Origin of the sequence: Xylophilus sp. ASV27 (assembly GCF_016428875.1) — a bacterium.
GTDB lineage: Bacteria > Pseudomonadota > Gammaproteobacteria > Burkholderiales > Burkholderiaceae_C > Xylophilus.
Genome location: NZ_JAELTO010000043.1, coordinates 13,269 through 33,417, shown reverse-complemented (window position 1 = coordinate 33,417; position 20,149 = coordinate 13,269). Strand labels below are relative to the sequence as shown.

Sequence of the window (20,149 nt, the reverse complement as noted above, 5' to 3'; positions counted from 1 at the left end):
CCCCCCCCCCCCCCCCCCCCCCCCCCCCCCCCCCCCCCCCCCCCCCCCCCCCTTTTAGATGTGTATAAGAGACAGCGTTTGCACGGCAACGCGGCTATTTGCCGGTTGCTGCCGTTGCCGGCGCCGGCATGGGTGCCAGGGCCGCAGCGGCTACCGTGCTCTTTCTCGGCCCTTCGAGCCAATTGAAGCGGTCGGTGCTGAGCAGGATGAAATGAATCACCAGCGCCAGCACGAACAGGAACGTGAACAGGGCGACCAGCGTCCTGCGCGGGTCGAACAGCATCCAGATTCGCCACATGTCGTATCTCCTCTAGGCATTCAAGCTGATGGACACCGCCGCGAGCGCGACATCCTTGGCGTCGTTGAAGATCGCCGCATAGCCGCCGGCGCCCGGAAGCCAGGGCCTCCATTGCCATGCCAGGAAATGGGCGACGACTGCAATCAACGTGAAGATGATGAAGCTCGTCATGAAGATGCCGTGAAACTCTTTGGCTTCCTGCTCGGTCAGACCGGACAGTGAGCCCTCTCTCTCTTTTGGAACCATGGTATTTACTCCGTATCGGCCTGATGGCCACACACCGCGCACTTCCCCCGCGGCGGGGATTGAAGCGGCCAACGGGCCGCCGCAACTTCTGCGGCGGACCAGCCGGGCCGCCAGGTTCTTCATAGGAAGTCAGCGGGTGGCTCATGCCGGCTCCCCCTCGCGCATGGCGTCGCGTGAACGTGCGACGCGCGCGGCGGTGATGCGGTCTTCGCCGGCGCGCCGCGCGTCGCGCTCGACGCGGTCGCGCAGCCGCTTGGCCGCCGATATCTGCACCAGCACCGGCTGCGCCTCGACGAACTCGTCGAGCAGTTGCCGGGCGTCGTCGTTCCACGGGCTGTCGGGCTGCGCGTCGAGCCGCGCGGGCGTCGGCTCCACGCGGTCCAGATCCGTGCCCAGCGGCAGGATGTGGAACAGCGCATCGAACAGCGCGTTGCAGAACTCCTGAATGATGAAAGTGGCGCCGGCATAGCCCATGAAGGGCGTGCCCGTGTGGCGCCGGATGATCGGCAGCGGGAACGAGGCGGGTATGAAGGTCGACTTCATCATCCCGCCGCCACCGGCCTCGGCCAGGTAGATGCGTTCGTTGTAGCTGCCGTAGAGCACCAGCGGTGTTTTCTCATGCACCAGCCGCCGCACCTCGGCGTTGTCGGTCTTGGCGCCCGCCACGCGAGCCACCGCGAAGTGGCAGGGCAGCCCCATCTCGTCCTCGAGGAAGTGGCGGATGCCGCGCGTGTAGGTCTCGTTGGCCACCACGCCGAAGCTGGCGGTGCCGAAGAAGTCCTGCGTGACCGAGCGCCACAGGTCCCAGATGGGCTTGATGGTGCTGTGCTTCTCGCGTTCGATGAAGGGCTCCGGGTCGATCCCCAGCAGCGCGCCGAGCGAGCGCAGGAACTTCGTCGTGCTGTGCAGCCCGATGGGCGCCTGCAGATAGGGGCGCTCCAGCGCCTCGCACAGCATGCGGCCGAACTCGCGGTACATGCAGATGTTCACGTCGGCCTCGACCAGCCGCGACACGTCGGCCAGATGGCTGCCGAGCGGGAACACCATGTTCACCTCGGCGCCGATGCCCTGCACCAGTCGGCGCACCTCGGCCAGGTCGCTCGGGCAATTGAAAGCGCCATAGCTCGGACCGATGATGTTCACGCGCGGCTTCTCGCCGGCAGGACGCTCGGCGAACGGCTTGCGCGCCGGGACCTTCTTGAGCCCGTACTCCGACCAGAGCCAGAACATCGCGCGGTTGGCGCATTGCCACTGGTCCTCGTCGATCGTGCGCGGCAGGAAACGCTGCAGGCCCGTGCCCTCGGGCGTGACGCCGCCGCCGATCATCTCGGCAATGGAGCCGGTGACCACGACGGAAGGCAGGTCCGGGTCGAGCGCGGCGTGCGCGCGGCGCATCGAGCCCTCGGTGCCCTCGCGGCCCAACTGTTCCTCGGCCAGGCCGGTGACGACGATGGGCAGTTCGTGCGGCGGCAGCGCGTCGGTGTAGTGCAGCACGGAGGTGACCGGCAGGTTCTCGCAGCCCACCGGGCCGTCGATCACCACCTGCAGCCCCTTGATGGCGGTGAACACGTACACCGCCCCCCAGTAGCCGCCCGCACGATCATGGTCAAGCACTAGCATGGCATCGACCCCTTCCGGAAACACCGCGGAACCGGCTTTGCCGGGCCGCTGGTGCTGCCCCCGGCAAGGGGGAAGGCGAAGCGACACCAAGTGCGCGAGGACTGGGGGAGCTTCATATCATCTCCTCGGCCTTGCGCTTCTTGACCAGCTTGAGCATCTGGCGGCGCTGCTCGGCCTTGAAATCCGCGCGTTCCTGCGGCACGCCCTGGGCTGCTTCCCAGACGCCGGTGGCGTGGCCGGTGCCGGTGCTGCCGAAGAACTCGCTCATCGCGTCGAAGCGCGCCTTGTTGCCGATGGCGGCATTGATCACGGTGCCGAGCGACCCGGCGCCAGCCGGCCCCATCAGCGGCCGTGCGGAAATCAGGTTGGTGAAGTACAGCGCCGGGGTGCGCAGTTCCTTGGCGGCCTGCACCACCGGCGTGGTGCCGATGGCCAGATCGGGCTTCCATTCGTGCAGCGCGGCGAGGTCCTGCTCGAGCGAGGCACGGAACTGCACGTGCACGCCCTTGGCTTCGAGCCACTGGCGGTCGGCGTCGCTCCAGGGCATGCGCGGGCAGGCGGTGCCGACGTAGCGCAGGTCGGCGCCGCTTTCGACCAGCAGGCGGCCGACGAGCAGTTCCGAGCCTTCATAGCCCGAGAGCGTGATGCGGCCCTTGACGGGCAGCTTGGCCAGCGCGCCCCGGATGGCCGGCAGCATGAAATTCTTGACCGCGTCGATCTGCGCCTGCGGCACGTTGGCCGCCTGGCCCACCGCCTGCAGCCAGGCTTCGGTGCCGTCATGACCGACCGGCGCAGAGCCGACGATGGCGCGGCCGGCCGCCTCGAATTCGCGGATGCTCGCGGTGTAGAAGGGGTGGATCGCCGCCACGGCCGCGCAGTCGAGCGCCGCGTACAGCTCGCGCCACTCGCGCGTGGGCACCACCGGCCCCGCGGCCAGGCCCATGGGCTCCAGCATGCGGCCGATGATCACCGGATCGGCCGGGAAGATCTCGCCCAGCAGCGTGATGGTGGGCTTGTCACTGCGCCCGGTACGCGGCGCCTGCACCGGGCCGGCCTGCACCTCGGCGCGCGCGTACCGGAGCATGGCGCCGGCCAGCACGTCCTTGGCCTCGGCATGCGTCGGCACGCCAAAGCCCGGCACGTCGATGCCGATGATGCGCACGCCGTTGATCTCCTTCGGCAGGATCTGCAGCGGCACGCCGCTGGCGGTGGGCACGCACAGGTTGATGATGACGATGGCGTCGTACTTGGCCGGATCGGCCTCCTGGTGGACCGACTCGCGGATGTCCTCGAACAGCTTGCCGGTGACCAGCGATTCGCTGTTGAACGGCACATAGCCCACGCTGCGCCGGGCGCCGTAGAAGTGGGAGGTGAAGGTGAGGCCGTACACGCAGCAGGCCGATCCGGAGAGGATGGTCGCCGTGCGGCGCATGCGCAGGCCCACGCGCAGCGCGCCGAATGCGGGGCACATGCTCTGCGGCTGATCGTGCGGGCCGGCAGTGGCGTCCTTCGGGTAGTCCTGCGCGTACCGCGCGAGCACCTCCGACTTGCCGGCCGACTTCGCGGCCGCCAGCATGGCCTCGCCGCCGGAGTGGCAGCCCATGCCGTCGCCTTCGAGTGCGGTCGGCACCTTGACGGGAACGATGGGGATGACGGCGCTCATGGCGTGTGGGCTCAGACTTCGTCGTAGACGACTTCGAGCGTTTCCTTCTTCGATTCGCTCTTGCCGCACATGTCGAACTGCGTCGCCGGCTCCAGCACCACGTCGCGGCCCACCGAGGCTGCCGAGAACAGGCCGAGCAGGCCGTCCTGCGTCATGGGCCTGGGGCGCATGGGCGCGGAGTTGCCGACGTTCTCGGCCAGCTCCGCGAACATCGGGCCCCAGGGGGATTCGGGGCGGCCGATGATTTCGTAGCTGGCGCTCTTGCGGCGGATGTCGTCGTCGGCCGGGATGACGGAGAGCACCGGGATGCCGACCTGCTCGGCGAAAGCCTTGGCCTCGCCGGTGCCGTCGTCGCGGTTGATCACCATGCCAGCCACGCCGACGTTGCCGCCGAGCTTGCGGAAGTACTCCACGGCCGAGCAGACGTTGTTGGCGACGTAGAGCGACTGCAGGTCGTTGCTGGCCACCACGATCACCTTCTGGCACATGTCGCGCGCGATCGGCAGGCCGAAGCCGCCGCAGACCACGTCGCCCAGGAAGTCGAGCAGCACGTAGTCGAAGCCCCACTCGTGGAAGCCCAGCTTCTCCAGCAGCTCGAAGCCGTGGATGATGCCGCGTCCGCCGCAGCCGCGGCCGACCTCGGGGCCGCCGAGCTCCATGGCGTACACGCCGTCGCGCTTGAAGCACACGTCGCCGATGGCCACGGCCTCGCCGGCGAGTTTCTTCTTGCTGCTGGTCTCGATGATGGTCGGGCAGGCGCGGCCGCCGAACAGAAGGCTGGTGGTGTCGCTCTTGGGATCGCAGCCGATCAGCAGCACCTTCTTGCCCTGCTGCGCCATCATGTAGCTGAGGTTGGCGAGCGTGAAGCTCTTGCCGATCCCGCCCTTGCCGTAGATGGCGATGATCTGCGTGTCCTTGGTGGCGGGCGCGGTGCTTACCGCGTCGGGTTCGATCGCGGCCTCGGCGCGCAGGGCCTGCTGCTGCATGAAGCGCACCGGAGTTCCCTCGGCGATGACGTGGGTGGATGTCATTTGCAGCTTCTCCAGTCGAGCACCATCTTCAGGCAGGCGGGATCGCCGAATGCGGTGCGGAACGCGCTGTCGGCCTCGGTGGCCTGCGCGCGGTGGGTGATGAGCCCGTCCAGCGACAGCCGGCCCGACTGCATCAGCGAACGCACCGCGGCCAGGTCCTGCGGCTGCCATTGCGCCGCGATGCGGATGCGGGCCTCGCGCATGAAGGCCGGCGCGAAGGTGAAGGACAGCAGCTCGTCGTAGAAGCCCGCCAGCACGATCTCGCCGCCCGGGGCGAGCCGGCCGATGAGCGTGTCGAGCAAGGAGGCGTCGCCGCTCACGTCGCAGATGCTGCGGTAATCGCGGCGCGTGTCGGCGGCGGGGTCGCACACCTGGTAGCCCTGGCCGCCTTCGCGCCGCAGCGCGTTGGTCTCCCAGACCACCGGCGCGGCGCCCAGGGCAACCGCAATGCGCGCCACCATGCGGCCGAGCACGCCGTGGCCGATGATCAGATCGGGCTGCGCGCCGCCGCCGGCCGAGCTCACGTGATGGGCGGTGGCCGCCAGTGCCAGCAGCACGCCCTGTTCGGCGGACGCGTCGTCGCCGGCCTCGAAGGCCAGGGTGCGCGCACCCGGCAGCACCACGGTCGATGCGGCGCCGCCGAACAGGCCGCGCACCTCGCCAAAGCACTTGGCGCCCGGCACGAAGACGCGCTTGCCGACGGTGCCGCCCGAATCGCGGCCCGCGCTGCGCACCACGCCAACCGACTCATAGCCCGGCACCAGCGGATAGCCCATGCCCGGGAAGTGCGGCATGCGGCCGGACCACAGCAGCCGCTCGGTGCCGGTGCTGATGCCGCTCCATTCGATGTCGACCACCACGTCCTGCTCCGTCGGCTCGTCCAGGGCCAGGTGGGTCAATGCCAGTTCGCGGGGCCCTTGGAGGACCACGGCCAGCGTTTTCATCGGGAATGCAGCGTGTGTCATTTTTCTAAGACTACATCAAGTGTCTAGTTTGCATTACACATCCAGAACCCGTCATGACGCAAGCCCTGTTCGCGCCACGATGAGCCCGACCTGCAGCGGCATGCGCGTCGGCACCTGCCGCACCTCCTGGAAACCGGCCGAGTGCAGCATGGCCTGCAGCGTCGCCGCGCTGCGTGGCTTGCCCTTTCCCATGGCGAGCAGGTAGAAGCCGAAATAGGCGTCCCCCATGGATTCGGCGCCCGGCGTATGCGCCATGGGCTCCGCCAGCAGCAGGGTGCCGCCCGGCGACAGCGCCTGCCTCACCGCATCGAGGATGCGCATCGCCGCCGCATCGTCGTGGTCGTGAATCACGCGCACCAGCGTGGCGATGTCCGCGCCCTTTGGCAGCGGATCCGTGAGGAAGCTGCCGCCTTCGATCCGCAGCCGTGCACCGAGGCCGGCCGCCGCGCAGCGCGCGCGTGCGCGTTCGGCCACCGCCGGCAGGTCGAACAGCATCAGCCGCAGCGAGGGCGCACGCGCCGCCGCGCTGATGAGGAAAGCACCCTCGCCGCCGCCGACGTCGAGCAGGCATCGATGGCCGTGCAGCGCATAGGCGTCGAGGATCTCGTCGCAGACCAGCGGCTGCGAGGCGGCCATCAAGGCCGAATACTCCGCCACGCTGTCACCCGAGAGACCGTCCGGCCGCGCCGCGCCCGCATAGGGCCAGTAGCCCGCCAATGCCGCGCTGCGCGCCTGGCCGCGCAGCAGCGCCACCGGATCGGCCAGATCGGCATAGAGCGCGCGGTGGTGTTCCACCATGGCGGCGATGGCGGTGTTGCCGACCATCGGCGCGCCCAGTTCGCCGAGCCCGAAGCGCCCGCCGCTGCGCGCTTCGACCAGGCGCAGCGCCACCGCCGCGGCCAGCAGGCGCTCGGCCGACTCGGCCGGCAGGTCCAGCCTTTGCGCGATGTCGTTCAACGCCAGCGGCCCTTGCGACAGAAGGTCGAACAGCCGCAGTTGCACGCAGGCCAGCAGCACCTGCGAGTAGACGAAGCCGGCCACCAGGTCGAACAGCGCGCCGGCACGCCGCTGCGCGATCGGCCGGGTCAGCGGGAAAGCCGCCGCACGCCGCTGGAAGGCGCGGCTGGCCAGCAGGCGGTCGCGCAGCGCCAGCCAGCGCTCGCGCCATGCCGCGCGCCACGAAGGGGGGGCGCTGTGGCGGGCAAGCGGCAGCGACTGCATGGCGCGGGCCTGTGGCGGTGGCGGTGGCGGCGAATCAGGCGGCAGCCGCTGCGGCACGCAGCGATCCGGCCAGCGAATCCTTGGGCACCAGGCGTTCGGCCTCGTGCCGTACCAGGGTGCGCAGTCCCTCCGCCCCCGCACAGTCGGGCACGGCGGCGATGGCGCGCGCCACCAGCTGGTCGAAATATTCGACAGCGCCCTCCAGCCCCAGTTCGGTCGCCGCGCTCGGCCGCAGCAGGGCCATGTCGCGTCCGGCCGGCTTGCCCAGCACGCTCGGGTCGCCGATCACGTCGCGGATGTCGTCGGCGGCCTGGTAGGCCTCGCCCAGCCAGTCGCCAAAGCCGCGCCAGATCTCGGGATCGGCGCCCGCGGCCTGCGCGCCGCCCATGGTCGCGGCGGCGAACAGCGCGCCGGTCTTGGCGCGCTGGTAATCCTGCAGGTTCACGCGCGGCTCCGACTCCCAGGCCTGGCCGGCGACGGCGCCAAAGGGCATGCCCACGCTCTGCGCCACCATGGTGATCAGGGCCGGCAGGCGCTGCGGCGAACGCGCGGCGCCCAAGGTCAGCGTCTGGAAGGCCAGGATGATCAGCGCATCGCCCGCGAGCACGGCCAGCGGCTCGCCATAGGCGTAGTGCACCGAGGCGCGCCCGCGCCGGGTGGGCGAGTTGTCGAAGCAGGGCAGGTCGTCATGCACCAGCGAAGCGCAGTGCAGCAGTTCGACCGCGCTGGCCGCAGCGCTCGACAGTGCCGGATCGTCGTCGCCGCAGGCGGCCGCCACCGCCAGGCACAACTGGGGCCGCACCCGGGCGCCGCCCGGAAACACCGCGTGCCGGATCGCGCCGGCGAGCTTGGCGGGGCACCCCGGCGCCTCCCCCTGCGAGATGGCCATGGCCAGCGAGTGTTCGATGCGTGTGAGCGGCTTCATCATGGGCACCTCGTGAGGTTGTAAGTTTCAATAGTCACATTGAAGTGTCATCTAGAATAGACACATGCATTACCACCGTCAACCGGGCAAGCGATGAAAGCGGATCGCGTCGTCGTCGTCGGCGCCGGCGTCGGCGGCCTCAGCGCGGCGCTGTCACTGGCCGCGCAGGGCCTGGAGGTGCTGGTGCTCGAACGCGCGCCGGCGCCCGGCGGCAAGATGCGCGAGGTCGAGATCGACGGCGTGTCCATGGACGCCGGCCCGACCGTCTTCACCATGCGCTGGGTGTTCGACGAGCTGCTGGCGCAGGCCGGCACCCGGCTGGAAGACCACCTGAGCCTGCAGCGCGCCGAGGTGCTGGCGCGCCATGCCTGGGACGACGGCGCGCGGCTCGACCTGTTCGCCGACGTGGAGCGCAGCGCCGACGCCATCGGCCGCTTCGCCGGCGCCGAGGCGGCGCGGGGCTACCGCGCCTTCTGCGCCCGCTCGCGGCAGATCTACGACACGCTCGAAGCCCCTTTCCTGCGCGGCGCGCGGCCCACGCCGCTGTCGCTGCTCACGCGCACCGGCCTGCGCGGCATGCCGGCGCTGGCCCGCATCTCGCCGTTCGGCAGCATGTGGAAGGAGATCGGCGGCTACTTCCGCGATCCGCGCCTGCAGCAGCTCTTCGGCCGCTACGCCACCTATTGCGGCGCCTCGCCCTGGCTCGCGCCGGCCACGTTGATGCTGGTCGCCCATGTGGAGCAGCAGGGCGTGTGGCTGGTCGAGGGCGGCATGCACCGCGTGGCGCAGATGCTGGCGCGGCTGGCGACAGAGCGCGGCGCCCAGGTGCGGTACGGCGCGGAGGTGGCCGAGATCATGGCCCGCGGCGGCCGTGCCGGCGGCGTGCGGCTGGCCAGCGGCGAGCAGGTCGAGGCCGGCGCGGTGGTCTTCAACGGCGACGTCGCGGCGCTCGGCGGCGGGCTGCTGGGCCCGCAGGGCGCACGGGCGCAGCCGGCCATTGCGCGCTCGGAGCGATCGCTCTCGGCGCTCACCTTCAACCTGCGCGCCGAGGCGAAAGGCTTCGCCCTGCTGCGCCACTCGGTCTTCTTCTCGTCCGACTACGCGGCCGAGTTCGACGACATCCTGCGCCGCGACCGGCTGCCGGCCGAACCGACGGTGTACGTCTGCGCGCAGGACCGCCCGGCCCATGACGCGCCCGCGCCGGCCGGGCCCGAGCGGCTGCTGTGCATCGTCAACGCGCCGCCTTCGGGCGACGTGCGCAACTTCACCCCCGAGGAGATCGACACATGCCAGCAGAGAACCTTCGAACGGCTGTCCCGCTGCGGCCTGCGGCTGGACTTCGGGGCGGCGCAGATGCGGCTGACCACGCCGCATCGATTCGAGCAGTTGTTCCCGGGGACCGGCGGCGCGCTCTACGGCCAGGCCTCGCACGGCTGGGCGGCGAGCTTCTCGCGCCCGGGCTCGCGCAGCCGGCTGCCGGGCCTGTACCTGGCGGGCGGCAGCACGCACCCGGGGCCCGGCGTGCCGATGGCAGCGCTTTCGGGGCGCCTGGCGGCAGCCAGCCTGATGGAAGACCGCGCTTCGACGCCGAGGTCGCGCCCGGCGGCTACGCCTGGTGGTATGTCGATGCGTTGAGCGACGACGGCCGGCACGGCCTGACGCTCATCGGCTTCGTCGGCAGCGTGTTCTCGCCCTACTACGCCTGGGCCCGGCGGCGCCAGGGCGGCGTGGCCGACCCGCTGGACCATTGCGCGCTCAACCTGGCGCTTTACGGCCCGGCGCGCGGCGACGGCCGCTGGGCCATGACCGAGCGCCGCCGCGCCAGCGTGCAGCGCGACGCGACGACGCTGGCCATCGGCCCGAGCCGCATGCGCTGGGACGGCGATGCGCTGGTGGTGGACATCGACGAAACCTGCGCGCCCCTGCCCTCGCGGCTGCGCGGCCAGGTGCGGCTGCATCCGCACGCGCTGGCGCAGCGATCCTTCGCCCTCGACACGGCGGGCCGGCACCGCTGGCGGCCGGTGGCGCCCAGCGCGCGTGTCGAAGTGGCCTTCACGCACCCCGGGCTGCGCTGGCAGGGCGGCGGCTACATGGACTCGAACAGCGGCGAGCGGCCGCTGGAGGCCGACTTCGAGCGCTGGACCTGGTCGCGCAGCGCGCGCGGGCAGGGCCGCTGCGCGGTGCTGTACGACGTGGCGCGCCGCGATGGCAGCACCGCGCTGCTCGCGCTCGACTTCGATGCCCAGGGCCGCGCCACGGGCTTCGATGCGCCGCCAACGGCGGTGTTGCCACGCAGCGGCTGGCGCATGGAGCGCAGCACCCGCTGCGCCACGGGTGCCGCCCCCGCGCTGCGGCGCAGCTTCGAGGACACGCCCTTCTATGCGCGCAGCCTGATCGAGACCACGCTGCAGGGCGAGCGCATGGCCGCCGTGCACGAATGCCTGTCGCTCGCGCGGCTGGACACCCCGTGGTGCCGCGCGATGCTGCCCTTTCGCATGCCGCGCGCGCTGCGCTGAGGACAGGCCGTGCGCTTCTTCAAGTTCCTGCATCTGCTCGGCCTCGCGGGCTTCGCGGGCGGGCTGGCCGCGCAGCTCCTGCTCGGGCGCCTGGACCCGCCCGCGGCCCACGCCGCCGACATGGTCGCGCGCTGGCTCTGCACGCCGGCGCTGCTGCTGCTGGTGTCGAGCGGCCTGATGGGTATCGCCGCGCGCCCCGCCTGGCTGGAGGAGCGCTGGATGGTGGCCAAGCTGCTGCTGACGCTGCTCGCCGCGCCGACGGCATGCTTCGGCACGGGTAGCGCGGCGCTGGCTTTTGCGCTGGGGCTGGCGCTTGCCGCGGCGGCCCTGGGCGTCTGGCGGCCATGGCGCGGCCGAGCCTGAGGCATCGCATGCAGGGCCCTGTTGCAGCTTCCCCCCGCCCGCGCCGCGTCTTCGTGCTCGGCGCGACTGGCACCATCGGCAGTGCGACCGTGCGCGCGCTGGTGGCGCGCGGCCATGAGGTGGTGTGCCTGGTCCGGCCCCGGGCGGGCGTTGGCGGCCGGCTCGGCGCGCAGGACAGCGCGCGCCTGCTGCCGGGTGCGGCGCTGCGGCTGGGCGACGCGGGCGACCCCGCATCGCTGTCGCGCGATGGCTTCCGGGGCGAGCGCTTCGATGCGCTGGTGTCCTGCCTGGCCTCGCGCAGCGGCGCGCCCGCCGACGCCTGGGCCGTGGACCATCGGGCCCACGTGCATGCGCTGCGCGCCGCGCGGGAGGCCGGCGCGGCCCAGGTCGTGCTGCTGTCGGCCCTGTGCGTGCAGAAGCCCCGGCTCGCGTTCCAGCATGCCAAGCTGGCCTTCGAGCAGGCGCTGATCGGCAGCGGCGTCGACTACTCGATCGTGCGGCCGACCGCGTTCTTCAAGTCCCTGTCGGGGCAGGTCGAGCGGGTGCGGCAGGGCAAGCCTTTCCTGCTGTTCGGCGATGGCCGGCTGACCGCCTGCAAGCCGGTGAGCGATGACGACCTGGCCGCCTACCTGGCCGGCTGCCTGGACGACCCGCAGCGCCGCAATCGCGTGCTGCCCATCGGCGGGCCGGGCCCCGCCGTCACGCCGCGCGAGCAGGGCGAGGAGCTGTTCCGCCTGCTGGGCCGGCCGCCGCGCTTCCGGCGGGTGCCGGTGGCGCTGCTCGACGCCATCATCGGCGGCCTCTCCGCCGCCGGCCGCGTGCTGCCATCCGCGGCGGCCAAGGCCGAGCTGGCGCGCATCGGCCGCTACTACGCCACCGAATCCATGCTGCTGCTCGACCCAGGCACCGGCCGCTACGATGCCGCCGCCACGCCAGAAACCGGGCGCGAGACCCTGTTCGACTTCTATGCGCGCCTGGTACGCGGCGATGAGGCGCTGCCGCAGCGCGGCGACCACGCGGTGTTCTGAACCCGCGAGGCTCAGGGCGCATCGCGCGGGCCGGGCTTGGGCCGCTTCTTCTTGTCGCGGCGCAGCGCGTACAGCTCCCAGAAACCGAAGGCCAGCACCACGCCCAGCACACCGAGCATTTCGAGCGTGATGATCAGGGCGGAACTCATTTCGCCTCCAAGGCAATGCTACAAAACTTATAGCTATAAGCCCAGGAAAAACCTGGGCTACAGGCACTTTTTACTGAAAAACACCGCTACAAGCGCCTGAAACGAGCCTCAGGCCGGCGTGGATTGGCCGCGCTCGCGGCGCTCCAGACGCTCGAACAGAGCGATGACCCAGACCAGGCTTTCCGAGGCGCCGCGCCTGCCCGCCACCGGCGCGCGCGGCGTGGTGGCGATCACCGCGTCGAGCAGGAATGCGTTGGCCGCGAGAGCGGGCGCGGGCTGGCCCGCACGCGCCGGCCGCAGCGCCAGCAGCGCGCGCAGCAGCAGGCGCAGCTTGCGCGAGGCGGGCACGACGGCGCGGCGGCTCATGGAATCGCAGCCGGCGCGCTGCACCTGCCGGCCGATGTCGGCATACAGAAAGCGCGCGGCATTGATGCCCGGGCGGCAGGCCAGCGGCAACTGCGCCACGCCGCTGCCCACGCGGGCATAGAGCGCATCCGCCGCGGCCAGCAGGCGCTGCACCACCGAGGCCAGCGCCGGGGTGAACACCGGGCGGGCCAGCCACGCCTGCGGGTCGATGCCGGCCTCGCGCATCCATTGGCGCGGCAGGTAGAGCCGGCCCATGGCCGCGTCTTCGCCGACGTCGCGCGCGATGTTGGACAGCTGCATCGCCACGCCCAGGTCGCAGGCGCGCGCCACGGCATCGGGCGAGCGCACCCGCATGATCAGGGCCATCATCGCGCCGACGGTGCCGGCCACGCGGGCCGCATAGTCCTGCAGTTGCTCGAGCGTGTCGTAGCTGCGGCCCGCGGCGTCCCAGGCGAAGCCTTCGATCAGCGCCTCGGGCAGCGCGCGCGGGATGTCGAAGTGCGCGACGACGCCGGCCAGTGCGCGGTCGGCGGCCATGGGCAGCGCCGACGCTGCGGCACCGGGCTCATAGATGCAGGCCAGGCGCGCGCGCAGCATGGCGACGGCGGCGGCTTCGTCGGTGCCCTGCTGGTCCACCGCATCGTCGGCCATGCGGCAGAACGCGTAGAGCGCGCAGGCCGCGTCGCGCACCTCGCGCGGCAACAGCAGCGAGGCCGCGAGGAAGGAGCGCGAGCCGTGCCGCAGCGAGGCGCGGCAGAGCGCGATGTCGGCCGCATCGATGCGCGCGTGCGCCATGTTCCGTGCGATCTCAGTTGGCATGGCGAAGAGCGAGCGAGTCTGCATGAGGCACCACCGTGTCCAGAATGCGAGCCGATGAAAGAACGCCGGGCAGGCCGGCGCCGGGATGGGTGCCCGCACCCACGAGGTACAGGCGGTCTATGTCTTCGCTGCGGTTGTGCGGCCGGAACCAGGCGCTCTGCATGAGCACCGGCTCCAGCCCGAAGGCCGCGCCGTGGAACGACGAGAGCCGGTCCTGGAAGTCCTGCGGGGTGAGCATGCGCGAGGTGACGATCTGCCGCTCCAGGTCGGGCAGCAGCGTGGCCTGCAGCCGCTGCTGGATCGCCAGGCGATAGGGCTCGGCCTGGCGCTGCCAGTCGGTGCCGCTTTGCAGGTGCGGCACCGGCGACAGCACGTAGAAGGCGTCGCAGCCCTGCGGCGCCAGCGACGGATCGGTGGCGGTGGGGCGGTGCAGGTAGAGGCTGAAGTCCTCGGCCAGGTGCTTGCGCTCGAAGATGTCGGTCAGCAGCGGGCGGTAGCGCGGGCCGAGCGCGATGGTGTGGTGCGCCACCTCCGGGTACTGGCGGCGCGTGCCGAAGTACCAGACGAACAGGCTCATCGAATAGCGCGCCTTCTCGATGCGGCGGTTGGTCCAGCGCCTGCGGTGTTCGGGCGCGATCAGGTGCCGGTAGGTCCAGGCCGAGTCGGCGTTGGACACCACCACGTCGGCGCGCAGGGTCCGGCCGTCGGCCAGGCGCACGCCGGTGGCGCGGCCGTCGTGCACGGTGATCTCGGCCACCGGCTGCTGGCAGCGCACGCAACCGCCCTGCCCTTCGATCAGCGACACCAGCCCCCGCACCAGGCTGCCGGTGCCGCCCATGGCGAAATGCACGCCCCAGCGCCGCTCCAGGAAGGCGATCAGGCAGTAGACCGAGGTGGTGGCGAACGGGTTGCCGCCGACCAGCAGCGACTGGAAGGTCAGCACCACGCGCAGCCGCTCGTCGCGCACATGCTTGCTGGCCAGCGAGTAGACCGTGCGGTAGCCCTCCAGCTTCACCAGTTGCGGCAGGGCGCGCGCCATGTCGCTCCAGTGGTCGAAGGGCACGTGGCCGAGCTGCTCGAAGCCGACCTTGTAGATAGCCTCGCTGGCCTTGAGGAAATTCTCGTAGCCGCGCACGTCGTCGGGCGCCAGCCGCGCCACCTCCGCGCGCATGGCCTGCTCGTCGCCCGAATAGTCGAAGGTGGTGCCGTCGTCGAAGCGGATGCGATAGAAGGGCGCGACCGGGCGCAGGTCCACGTCGTCGGCCATGCGCCGGCCGCACAGCGCCCACAGTTCCTCGAACAGGAAGGGCGCGGTGATCACGGTCGGGCCGGCGTCGAAGGTGAACCCATCCTGCCGATGCACGTAGGCGCGGCCGCCGGGCGCGTCGAGCTTCTCCAGCACCGTCACCCGGTAGCCCCGCGCGCCGAGCCGCACCGCCGCTGCCAGCCCCCCGAAACCGCTGCCGATGACGATCGCCTCGGGCTGCGCCCTGGGCCCCGCGGCGCTGGCGCTCGGGGCTTGAACCGGGGACGCCGCCGGAATAGTGGTTGTCAACATCTTGCGCATCGTATGAGTGTCAGGTTAAATTGACAACATGGTCTCCCCGATGCTGGAACTTCGCGAACTTGCGTGTGTGCGCGGAGGTCGCGCTTTGTTCAGCGGACTGAACCTTGCGGTGCGCGGCGGCTGGCTGCTGCGGGTGTCGGGGCCGAACGGCGCGGGCAAGACCAGCCTGCTGCGGCTGGTCTGCGGCCTGCTGCGCCCGGAGCGCGGCGAGGTGCTCTGGCAGGGTATGGGCATTGGCCGGCAGCGCGAGGAGTTTCATCGCCAGCTGGTCTACATCGGCCACGCGGCAGCGCTCAAGGACGACCTGAGCGCGAGCGAAAACCTGCATCTGGCCGCGCGGCTGTCGGGCATATGCACGAACGAGCGGGATGCGGCGGCCGCCCTCGGCGCCGTCGGCCTGCAGGGCCGGGAACGCACGCTGGCGCGCAACCTGTCGCAGGGCCAGCGGCGGCGCGTGGCCCTGGCGCGCCTGGTGCTCGCCACGCAGGCGCCGCTGTGGGTGCTGGACGAGCCCTTCAACGCGCTCGATGCGACGGCGGCGGCCTGGCTGCTGCAGTGCATCGCCGCGCAGGTGCAGCGCGGCGGCGTGGTGCTGCTGACCAGCCACGAAGCGGCGCTGGCCTGGCCCGAGGGCCTGCCGCAGATGGAGCTGGCGCTGTGAACACCATTGCGCTGCCCGACTCGCCCCCCGCGCACGCTGCGCAGCCGGGCCTGCTGGGCGGCCTCGCCTGCCTGCTCGGGCGCGACCTGCGCCTGGCCTGGCGGCGGCCGGCCGACCCGCTCGCGGCGCTGCTGTTCTTCGTCATCGTGGTGAGCCTGTTCCCGCTGGGCATCGGCCCCGAGCCGGAACTGCTGCGCCGCATGGCGCCGGGCATCGTCTGGGTGGCGGCGCTGCTGGCGTCGATGCTGTCGCTGGCGCGCCTGTTCGCCGACGACCTGCAGGACGGCACGCTCGAGTCGCAACTGCTGTCCTGCACGCCGCTTTCGCTGCTGGTGCTGGGCAAGGCGCTGGCGCACTGGCTCTGTTCGGGCCTGCCGCTGGCGCTGGTGTCGCCGCTGCTGGCGCTGCAGTTCGGCCTGGCGCCGGACGCGATGGCCGTGCTCGCGGCATCGCTGCTGCTGGGCACGCCGGTGCTGAGCCTGGTCGGCGCGATCGGCGCGGCGCTCACGGTCGGCGTGCGCGGCGCGGGCGTGCTGCTGTCGCTGCTGGTGCTGCCGCTGGTGGTGCCGGTGCTGATCTTTGGCGCCAACGCGGTGGACGCCAGCAACGCCGGCATGGGCGTGGCCGGCCATTTCTCGCTGCTGGGCGCCATGCTGGTGCTGGCCCTGGCCGGCGCGCCGCCGGCGGCGGCGCTGGCGCTGCGCATCGCGCTCGAATGAGAGGACCGGCCATGCCCCTCGCCTCCACCTCGCCACCGCCGCGCACGGCCGCGGCGGTCAATTTCTTCGCCTTTGCGTCGCCCGCGCGCTTCTATCCACTGGCCGGCTCCATCGCGATGGCCTCGGCGGTGCTGGCCGCCGTGCTGGCCGCGGCCGGGCTGTTCATCGGGCTGGGCATGGCGCCGACGGACGCGCAGCAGGGCGATGCCTACCGGATCATCTTCGTGCACGTGCCGGTGGCGTGGATGTCGATGATCCTCTATGTCGCGATGGCCTTCTGGGCCGGCATAGGGCTGGCCTTCAACGCCCGGCTGGCCTCGATGTTCGCGCGCGCGCTGGCGCCCACGGGCGCGCTCATGACCTTCCTCGCGCTGTGGACCGGCGCGCTCTGGGGCAAGCCGACCTGGGGCACCTGGTGGGTGTGGGACGCACGGCTGACCTCGGAGCTGATCCTGCTGTTTCTCTACCTGGGCTTCCTGGCCCTGCACGGCGCCATCGACGACGTGCGGCGCGCCGACCGCGCGGGCGCGGTGCTGGCGCTGGTGGGGGTGGTCAACGTGCCGATCATCTATTTCTCGGTGAAGTGGTGGAACACGCTGCACCAGGGCGCATCGGTCAGCATTTCGCAGGCGCCGAGCATCGCCACGCCCATGCTCACCGGCATGCTGGTGATGGTGGCGGCCGTGTGGCTCTACTGCATCGCCGTCACGCTGCTGCGGCTGCGCGCCCTGATCCTCGAGCGCGAGCGCGACGCGGCCTGGACCCAGCGCGCACTGGAGGCCTCATGAACTGGAACGGCTGGCACGACTTCCTCGCAATGGGAGGCTACGGCCTCTATGTGTGGGGCTCCTTCGGCGTGTGCGCGCTGAGCGTGCTGCTCGAACTGATGCAGTTGCGCGCGCGCCGCCGCGCGCTGGCCGCGGCGCGGCCGGGAGACGGCCCGTGAAGGCCCGCAGCCGGCGCGGCCTGGCGATCCTCGCGGGCCTCTCGGCGCTGGGCATCGCCAGTGCGCTGGTGCTCAACGCGTTTCGCAGCAACCTGGTCTTCTTCTTCAGTCCGTCGCAGGTCGTGGCCAAGGAGGCGCCGCTGGAGCGCGGCTTTCGCATCGGCGGCCTGGTCGAGGAAGGCAGCATCCGGCGCAGCGGCCAGGATCTGACCGTGCATTTCGTCGTGACCGACCTGGCCCGCGCGGTGCCGGTGGTCTACACCGGCCTGCTGCCCGACCTGTTCCGCGAGGGCAAGGGCGTGGTGGCGCAGGGCCGGCTCGGCGCGGACGGGGTGTTCCGCGCCGACCAGGTGCTGGCCAAGCACGACGAGAACTACATGCCGCCCGAGGCGGCGCGGGCGCTGGAGCAGGCGCGCCAGGGCAAGCTGGGGGCGCCCGAGCCGTGATCCCCGAACTCGGCCATTTCGCGCTGGTGCTGGCGCTCGCCATGGCGCTGGTGCAGGGCGCGCTGCCGCTGATCGGCGCGGCGCGCGGCAACGCGGCATGGATGGCGCTGGCGCGGCCGGCGGCGCTGGCGCAGTTCTTCTTCATCGCCATCGCCTACGCGGCGCTGACCCGGGCGTTCGCACTGAACGACTTCTCGGTGCTCTACGTGGCGCAGAACTCGAACACGGCGCTGCCCATGGTCTACCGCCTCACGGCCGTCTGGGGTGGGCACGAAGGCTCGATCCTGCTGTGGACGCTGGTGCTCTCGGGCTGGACGGTGGCCGTGGCGCTGTTCGCGCGCGAGTCGGACGAGGCCATGCGCGCCCGCGTGCTGGGGGTGATGGGCGTGGTGAGCTGCGGCTTCCTGCTCTTCACGCTGCTGACCTCCAACCCCTTCCTGCGCCTGCTGCCGGCGGCAGCCGAAGGCCAGGACCTCACGCCCCTGCTGCAAGACCCGGGCATGGTGATCCATCCGCCGATGCTCTACATGGGCTATGTCGGCTTCGTGGTGGCCTTCGCCTTCGCCGTGGCGGCGCTGATGTCGGGCCGGCTCGACGCGGCCTGGGCGCGCGCCTCGCGCTCCTGGACCACGGTGGCCTGGTGCTTTCTCACCTGCGGCATCGCGCTGGGCAGCTTCTGGGCCTACTACGAACTCGGCTGGGGCGGCTGGTGGTTCTGGGACCCGGTCGAGAACGCCTCGCTGCTGCCGTGGATGGCCGGCACCGCGCTGATCCACTCGTTGGCGGTGACCGACAAGCGCGGCGCCTTCCGCGCCTGGTCGGCGCTGCTCGCGATCGCCACCTTCTCTCTGTCCCTGCTGGGCACCTTCCTGGTCCGCTCGGGCGTGCTCAGCTCGGTGCACGCCTTTGCCACCGACCCGACGCGCGGCGTGTTCATCCTGGCGTTTCTCGCACTGGTGTCGGGCGGCGCGCTGCTGCTCTTTGCCTGGCGCGCGCCCCGGCTCGAAACCTCGGTGCGCTTCGAGCTGGTCTCCCGCGAGTCGATGCTGCTGGCCAACAACGCCCTGCTGCTGGTGGCCTGCGCGGCGGTGGCGCTGGGCACGCTGTACCCGCTGGTCATCGATGCGCTCGGCCTGGGCAAGCTGTCGGTCGGGCCGCCCTACTTCGAGGCGGTGTTCGTGCCGCTGATGGCGCCCGCGCTGTTCCTGATGGGCGTGGGCCCGCTGGCGCGCTGGCAGCAGGCCAGCGTCGGAGATCTGGCGCGGCGCCTGCGCTGGGCCGTGGGCGTGAGCGCGGCGAGCGCCGTCGTCGCGCCGCTGGCGCTCGGCCGCTGGACGCCGATGATCGGCTTCGGCATGCTGCTGGCGGCGTGGATCGCGAGCACCTGCGCGCTCAACCTCGCCGGCAAGCTGCGCGGCCACCCCGCCGGCGCGTGGGGCGCACGGCTCGCGGCGCAGAGCGGCAGCTACTACGGCATGCTCTGCGCCCACTTCGGCGTGGCGGTGTTCATCGTCGGCGCCACCATCGTGGGCGGCTATTCCGTGGAGCGCGACGTGCGCATGGGGCCGGGCGACACGGTCACGCTGGGCGCTTACAGCTTTCGCTTCCAGGGGGTGAGCGAGCAGCGCGGCCCCAACTACATGGCCGCGCGCGCCACGATCGCGGTCACGCGCGACGGCGAGGCGCTCACCACCCTGTCGCCCGAGCGGCGGCTCTACCTGGCCACCCGCACCCCGATGACGGAGACCGCGATCCACCGCCACTTCACCCGCGACCTGTACGTGTCGCTCGGCGAACCGATCGGTCCGATGCAGTGGAGCATGCGCATTCACTACAAGCCCTTCGTCAACTGGATCTGGGGCGGCTGCGTGCTGATGGCGCTCGGCGGCCTGATGGCAATGCTCGACCGGCGCCGGCGCGCGGTGCGCAGCGCGGCCAGCGCGCGTGCCGAGGCCGCGCCGCAGCGGCCGGCCCTGCAGCCGATGCCCGCCTTCGTCGCGCGCAGGAGGCAGCCGTGAGGCTGGCCGCGATCCCCGTGCTGGTCGCGGGCGTGCTGGTCACGTTCATGGCGGTCGGCCTGACCCTGAAGCCGCGTGAGGTGCCCTCGCCCCTGATCGGCAAGGCGGCGCCCGGCTTCACGCTGCCGGTGCTGGCCCAGCCGGGCCGCAAGCTCTCCCTGCAGGACCTGCGCGGCAAGGTCTGGCTGCTGAACGTCTGGGCCTCGTGGTGCGTGGCCTGCCGCCTGGAGCACCCGGTGGTGCTCGACTTCGCCCGTACCGGCGAGGTACCGGTCTACGGCCTGAATTACAAGGACGAACCGGCCGACGCGCTGCGCTGGCTCGAGCGCTTCGGCAACCCCTACGTGGCCTCGCTGTCGGACCGCGACGGGCTCGTGGGCATCGACTTCGGCGTCTACGGCGTGCCCGAAACCTTCGTCATCGACAAGCAGGGCGTGATCCGCCACAAGGTGATCGGCCCGCTCACGCCCGAAACCCTGCGCGACACCGTGATGCCGCTGGTGAGGAAGCTAGATGGTTAGGGCAACGCTGAATAAGTCCGCGTGGTGGCGCGCGCCCTGGTGTGGGATGGGATGCAAGGCG

The 20,149-nt window shown here is 71.4% G+C and carries 22 protein-coding genes and 1 pseudogene; 11 read left to right on the top strand and 12 right to left on the bottom strand.

Going from position 1 to position 20,149, the window contains the following annotated elements; translation table 11 throughout:
* The 9 genes and pseudogenes from JHD63_RS11105 to JHD63_RS11065 all read right to left on the bottom strand — a co-directional run.
* Positions 1–182: pseudogene (locus JHD63_RS11105) on the bottom strand (DUF3300 domain-containing protein); the annotation flags it as partial.
* Positions 95–283, bottom strand: coding sequence for a light-harvesting antenna LH1, alpha subunit (gene pufA / locus JHD63_RS11100; RefSeq protein ID WP_233167964.1), 189 nt, complete (start codon positions 281–283; stop codon positions 95–97). The pseudogene JHD63_RS11105 and the gene pufA, both read right to left, overlap by 88 nt.
* 27 nt (positions 284–310) lie before the next feature.
* Positions 311–544, bottom strand: coding sequence for a light-harvesting antenna LH1, beta subunit (pufB, locus tag JHD63_RS11095; RefSeq protein WP_198970810.1), 234 nt, complete (start codon positions 542–544; stop codon positions 311–313).
* 141 nt (positions 545–685) lie between these two features.
* Complete coding sequence (bchZ, locus tag JHD63_RS11090; protein ID WP_198970809.1) at positions 686–2,164, bottom strand: chlorophyllide a reductase subunit Z; 1,479 nt, start codon at positions 2,162–2,164, stop codon at positions 686–688.
* 112 nt (positions 2,165–2,276) lie between these two features.
* A complete protein-coding gene (bchY, locus tag JHD63_RS11085) occupies positions 2,277–3,827 on the bottom strand; it encodes a chlorophyllide a reductase subunit Y (protein ID WP_233167959.1) in 1,551 nt (516 codons plus the stop codon).
* Positions 3,828–3,838: 11 nt separating this feature from the next.
* A complete protein-coding gene (locus JHD63_RS11080; protein WP_198970808.1) occupies positions 3,839–4,858 on the bottom strand; it encodes a chlorophyllide a reductase iron protein subunit X in 1,020 nt (339 codons plus the stop codon).
* Positions 4,855–5,802, bottom strand: a complete 948-nt coding sequence (gene bchC, locus JHD63_RS11075) for a chlorophyll synthesis pathway protein BchC (RefSeq protein WP_198970807.1) — start codon at positions 5,800–5,802, stop codon at positions 4,855–4,857. The genes JHD63_RS11080 and bchC overlap by 4 nt, the downstream gene beginning before the upstream one ends.
* 72 nt (positions 5,803–5,874) lie before the next feature.
* Complete coding sequence (locus JHD63_RS11070) at positions 5,875–7,044, bottom strand: methyltransferase (protein WP_198970806.1); 1,170 nt, start codon at positions 7,042–7,044, stop codon at positions 5,875–5,877.
* 34 nt (positions 7,045–7,078) lie between these two features.
* The gene (locus JHD63_RS11065; protein ID WP_198970805.1) at positions 7,079–7,969 is read right to left on the bottom strand and encodes a polyprenyl synthetase family protein; all 891 of its coding nucleotides are present in this window, start codon (positions 7,967–7,969) and stop codon (positions 7,079–7,081) included.
* A gap of 93 nt (positions 7,970–8,062) precedes the next feature.
* On the opposite strand from JHD63_RS11065, the gene crtD reads away from it, so the two are divergent.
* The 4 genes from crtD to JHD63_RS11045 are packed head-to-tail and all read left to right on the top strand — an operon-like array spanning position 8,063 to position 11,876.
* Complete coding sequence (gene crtD / locus JHD63_RS11060; protein ID WP_198970804.1) at positions 8,063–9,604, top strand: 1-hydroxycarotenoid 3,4-desaturase CrtD; 1,542 nt, start codon at positions 8,063–8,065, stop codon at positions 9,602–9,604.
* On the top strand, positions 9,601–10,485 hold the full coding sequence (locus JHD63_RS11055; protein WP_198970803.1) for a carotenoid 1,2-hydratase: 885 nt from the start codon (positions 9,601–9,603) through the stop codon (positions 10,483–10,485). Before crtD ends, JHD63_RS11055 begins: the two co-directional genes overlap by 4 nt.
* Before the next feature lie 9 nt (positions 10,486–10,494).
* Positions 10,495–10,848: a hypothetical protein gene (locus tag JHD63_RS11050; RefSeq protein ID WP_198970802.1), complete on the top strand. Its 354-nt coding sequence runs from the start codon at positions 10,495–10,497 to the stop codon at positions 10,846–10,848.
* 8 nt (positions 10,849–10,856) lie between these two features.
* Positions 10,857–11,876 (top strand): NAD(P)H-binding protein, encoded by a 1,020-nt coding sequence (locus JHD63_RS11045; protein ID WP_198970801.1) that lies wholly within the window; start codon positions 10,857–10,859, stop codon positions 11,874–11,876.
* A gap of 11 nt (positions 11,877–11,887) precedes the next feature.
* Here JHD63_RS11045 and JHD63_RS11040 read toward each other — a convergent pair whose 3' ends face one another.
* The 3 genes from JHD63_RS11040 to JHD63_RS11030 all read right to left on the bottom strand — a co-directional run bounded on the left by JHD63_RS11040 (position 11,888) and on the right by JHD63_RS11030 (position 14,768).
* A complete protein-coding gene (locus JHD63_RS11040) occupies positions 11,888–12,025 on the bottom strand; it encodes a hypothetical protein (RefSeq protein WP_198970800.1) in 138 nt (45 codons plus the stop codon).
* Between the two features lie 108 nt (positions 12,026–12,133).
* Positions 12,134–13,210 (bottom strand): phytoene/squalene synthase family protein, encoded by a 1,077-nt coding sequence (locus JHD63_RS11035; protein WP_233167957.1) that lies wholly within the window; start codon positions 13,208–13,210, stop codon positions 12,134–12,136.
* Positions 13,200–14,768, bottom strand: coding sequence for a phytoene desaturase (locus JHD63_RS11030; protein ID WP_233167955.1), 1,569 nt, complete (start codon positions 14,766–14,768; stop codon positions 13,200–13,202). Before JHD63_RS11030 ends, JHD63_RS11035 begins: the two co-directional genes overlap by 11 nt.
* A gap of 37 nt (positions 14,769–14,805) precedes the next feature.
* On the opposite strand from JHD63_RS11030, the gene ccmA reads away from it, so the two are divergent.
* From ccmA to JHD63_RS10995, 7 genes are read left to right on the top strand one after another with little or no spacing between them, the layout of a single operon-like run.
* Positions 14,806–15,438 carry a cytochrome c biogenesis heme-transporting ATPase CcmA gene (ccmA, locus tag JHD63_RS11025; RefSeq protein WP_370590476.1) on the top strand — a complete coding sequence of 211 codons (633 nt, stop codon included), beginning with the start codon at positions 14,806–14,808 and terminating at the stop codon, positions 15,436–15,438.
* A 50-nt stretch (positions 15,439–15,488) separates the two neighbouring features.
* Positions 15,489–16,157, top strand: coding sequence for a heme exporter protein CcmB (ccmB, locus tag JHD63_RS11020; protein ID WP_198970815.1), 669 nt, complete (start codon positions 15,489–15,491; stop codon positions 16,155–16,157).
* Between the two features lie 11 nt (positions 16,158–16,168).
* Positions 16,169–16,945: a heme ABC transporter permease gene (locus JHD63_RS11015; RefSeq protein ID WP_198970797.1), complete on the top strand. Its 777-nt coding sequence runs from the start codon at positions 16,169–16,171 to the stop codon at positions 16,943–16,945.
* Complete coding sequence (gene ccmD, locus JHD63_RS11010) at positions 16,942–17,103, top strand: heme exporter protein CcmD (RefSeq protein WP_198970796.1); 162 nt, start codon at positions 16,942–16,944, stop codon at positions 17,101–17,103. The genes JHD63_RS11015 and ccmD overlap by 4 nt, the downstream gene beginning before the upstream one ends.
* Positions 17,100–17,549: a cytochrome c maturation protein CcmE gene (ccmE, locus tag JHD63_RS11005; RefSeq protein ID WP_198970795.1), complete on the top strand. Its 450-nt coding sequence runs from the start codon at positions 17,100–17,102 to the stop codon at positions 17,547–17,549. Before ccmD ends, ccmE begins: the two co-directional genes overlap by 4 nt.
* Positions 17,546–19,567 (top strand): heme lyase CcmF/NrfE family subunit, encoded by a 2,022-nt coding sequence (locus JHD63_RS11000; RefSeq protein WP_198970794.1) that lies wholly within the window; start codon positions 17,546–17,548, stop codon positions 19,565–19,567. Before ccmE ends, JHD63_RS11000 begins: the two co-directional genes overlap by 4 nt.
* The gene (locus JHD63_RS10995) at positions 19,564–20,088 is read left to right on the top strand and encodes a DsbE family thiol:disulfide interchange protein (RefSeq protein WP_445327100.1); all 525 of its coding nucleotides are present in this window, start codon (positions 19,564–19,566) and stop codon (positions 20,086–20,088) included. The genes JHD63_RS11000 and JHD63_RS10995 overlap by 4 nt, the downstream gene beginning before the upstream one ends.
* Positions 20,089–20,149 lie beyond the last annotated feature (61 nt).

Bases quoted from the DNA above. Each gene is read 5' to 3' on its own strand.
- pufA (WP_233167964.1), bottom strand. From the start codon at position 283: ATGCTGTTCGACCCGCGCAGGACGCTGGTCGCCCTGTTCACGTTCCTG.
- pufB (WP_198970810.1), bottom strand. From the start codon at position 544: ATGGTTCCAAAAGAGAGAGAGGGCTCACTGTCCGGTCTGACCGAGCAG.
- bchZ (WP_198970809.1), bottom strand. From the start codon at position 2,164: ATGCTAGTGCTTGACCATGATCGTGCGGGCGGCTACTGGGGGGCGGTG.
- bchY (WP_233167959.1), bottom strand. From the start codon at position 3,827: ATGAGCGCCGTCATCCCCATCGTTCCCGTCAAGGTGCCGACCGCACTC.
- JHD63_RS11080 (WP_198970808.1), bottom strand. From the start codon at position 4,858: ATGACATCCACCCACGTCATCGCCGAGGGAACTCCGGTGCGCTTCATG.
- bchC (WP_198970807.1), bottom strand. From the start codon at position 5,802: ATGAAAACGCTGGCCGTGGTCCTCCAAGGGCCCCGCGAACTGGCATTG.
- JHD63_RS11070 (WP_198970806.1), bottom strand. From the start codon at position 7,044: ATGCAGTCGCTGCCGCTTGCCCGCCACAGCGCCCCCCCTTCGTGGCGC.
- JHD63_RS11065 (WP_198970805.1), bottom strand. From the start codon at position 7,969: ATGAAGCCGCTCACACGCATCGAACACTCGCTGGCCATGGCCATCTCG.
- crtD (WP_198970804.1), top strand. From the start codon at position 8,063: ATGAAAGCGGATCGCGTCGTCGTCGTCGGCGCCGGCGTCGGCGGCCTC.
- JHD63_RS11045 (WP_198970801.1), top strand. From the start codon at position 10,857: ATGCAGGGCCCTGTTGCAGCTTCCCCCCGCCCGCGCCGCGTCTTCGTG.
- JHD63_RS11040 (WP_198970800.1), bottom strand. From the start codon at position 12,025: ATGAGTTCCGCCCTGATCATCACGCTCGAAATGCTCGGTGTGCTGGGC.
- JHD63_RS11035 (WP_233167957.1), bottom strand. From the start codon at position 13,210: ATGCCAACTGAGATCGCACGGAACATGGCGCACGCGCGCATCGATGCG.
- JHD63_RS11030 (WP_233167955.1), bottom strand. From the start codon at position 14,768: ATGTTGACAACCACTATTCCGGCGGCGTCCCCGGTTCAAGCCCCGAGC.
- ccmA (WP_370590476.1), top strand. From the start codon at position 14,806: ATGGTCTCCCCGATGCTGGAACTTCGCGAACTTGCGTGTGTGCGCGGA.
- JHD63_RS11015 (WP_198970797.1), top strand. From the start codon at position 16,169: ATGCCCCTCGCCTCCACCTCGCCACCGCCGCGCACGGCCGCGGCGGTC.
- ccmD (WP_198970796.1), top strand. From the start codon at position 16,942: ATGAACTGGAACGGCTGGCACGACTTCCTCGCAATGGGAGGCTACGGC.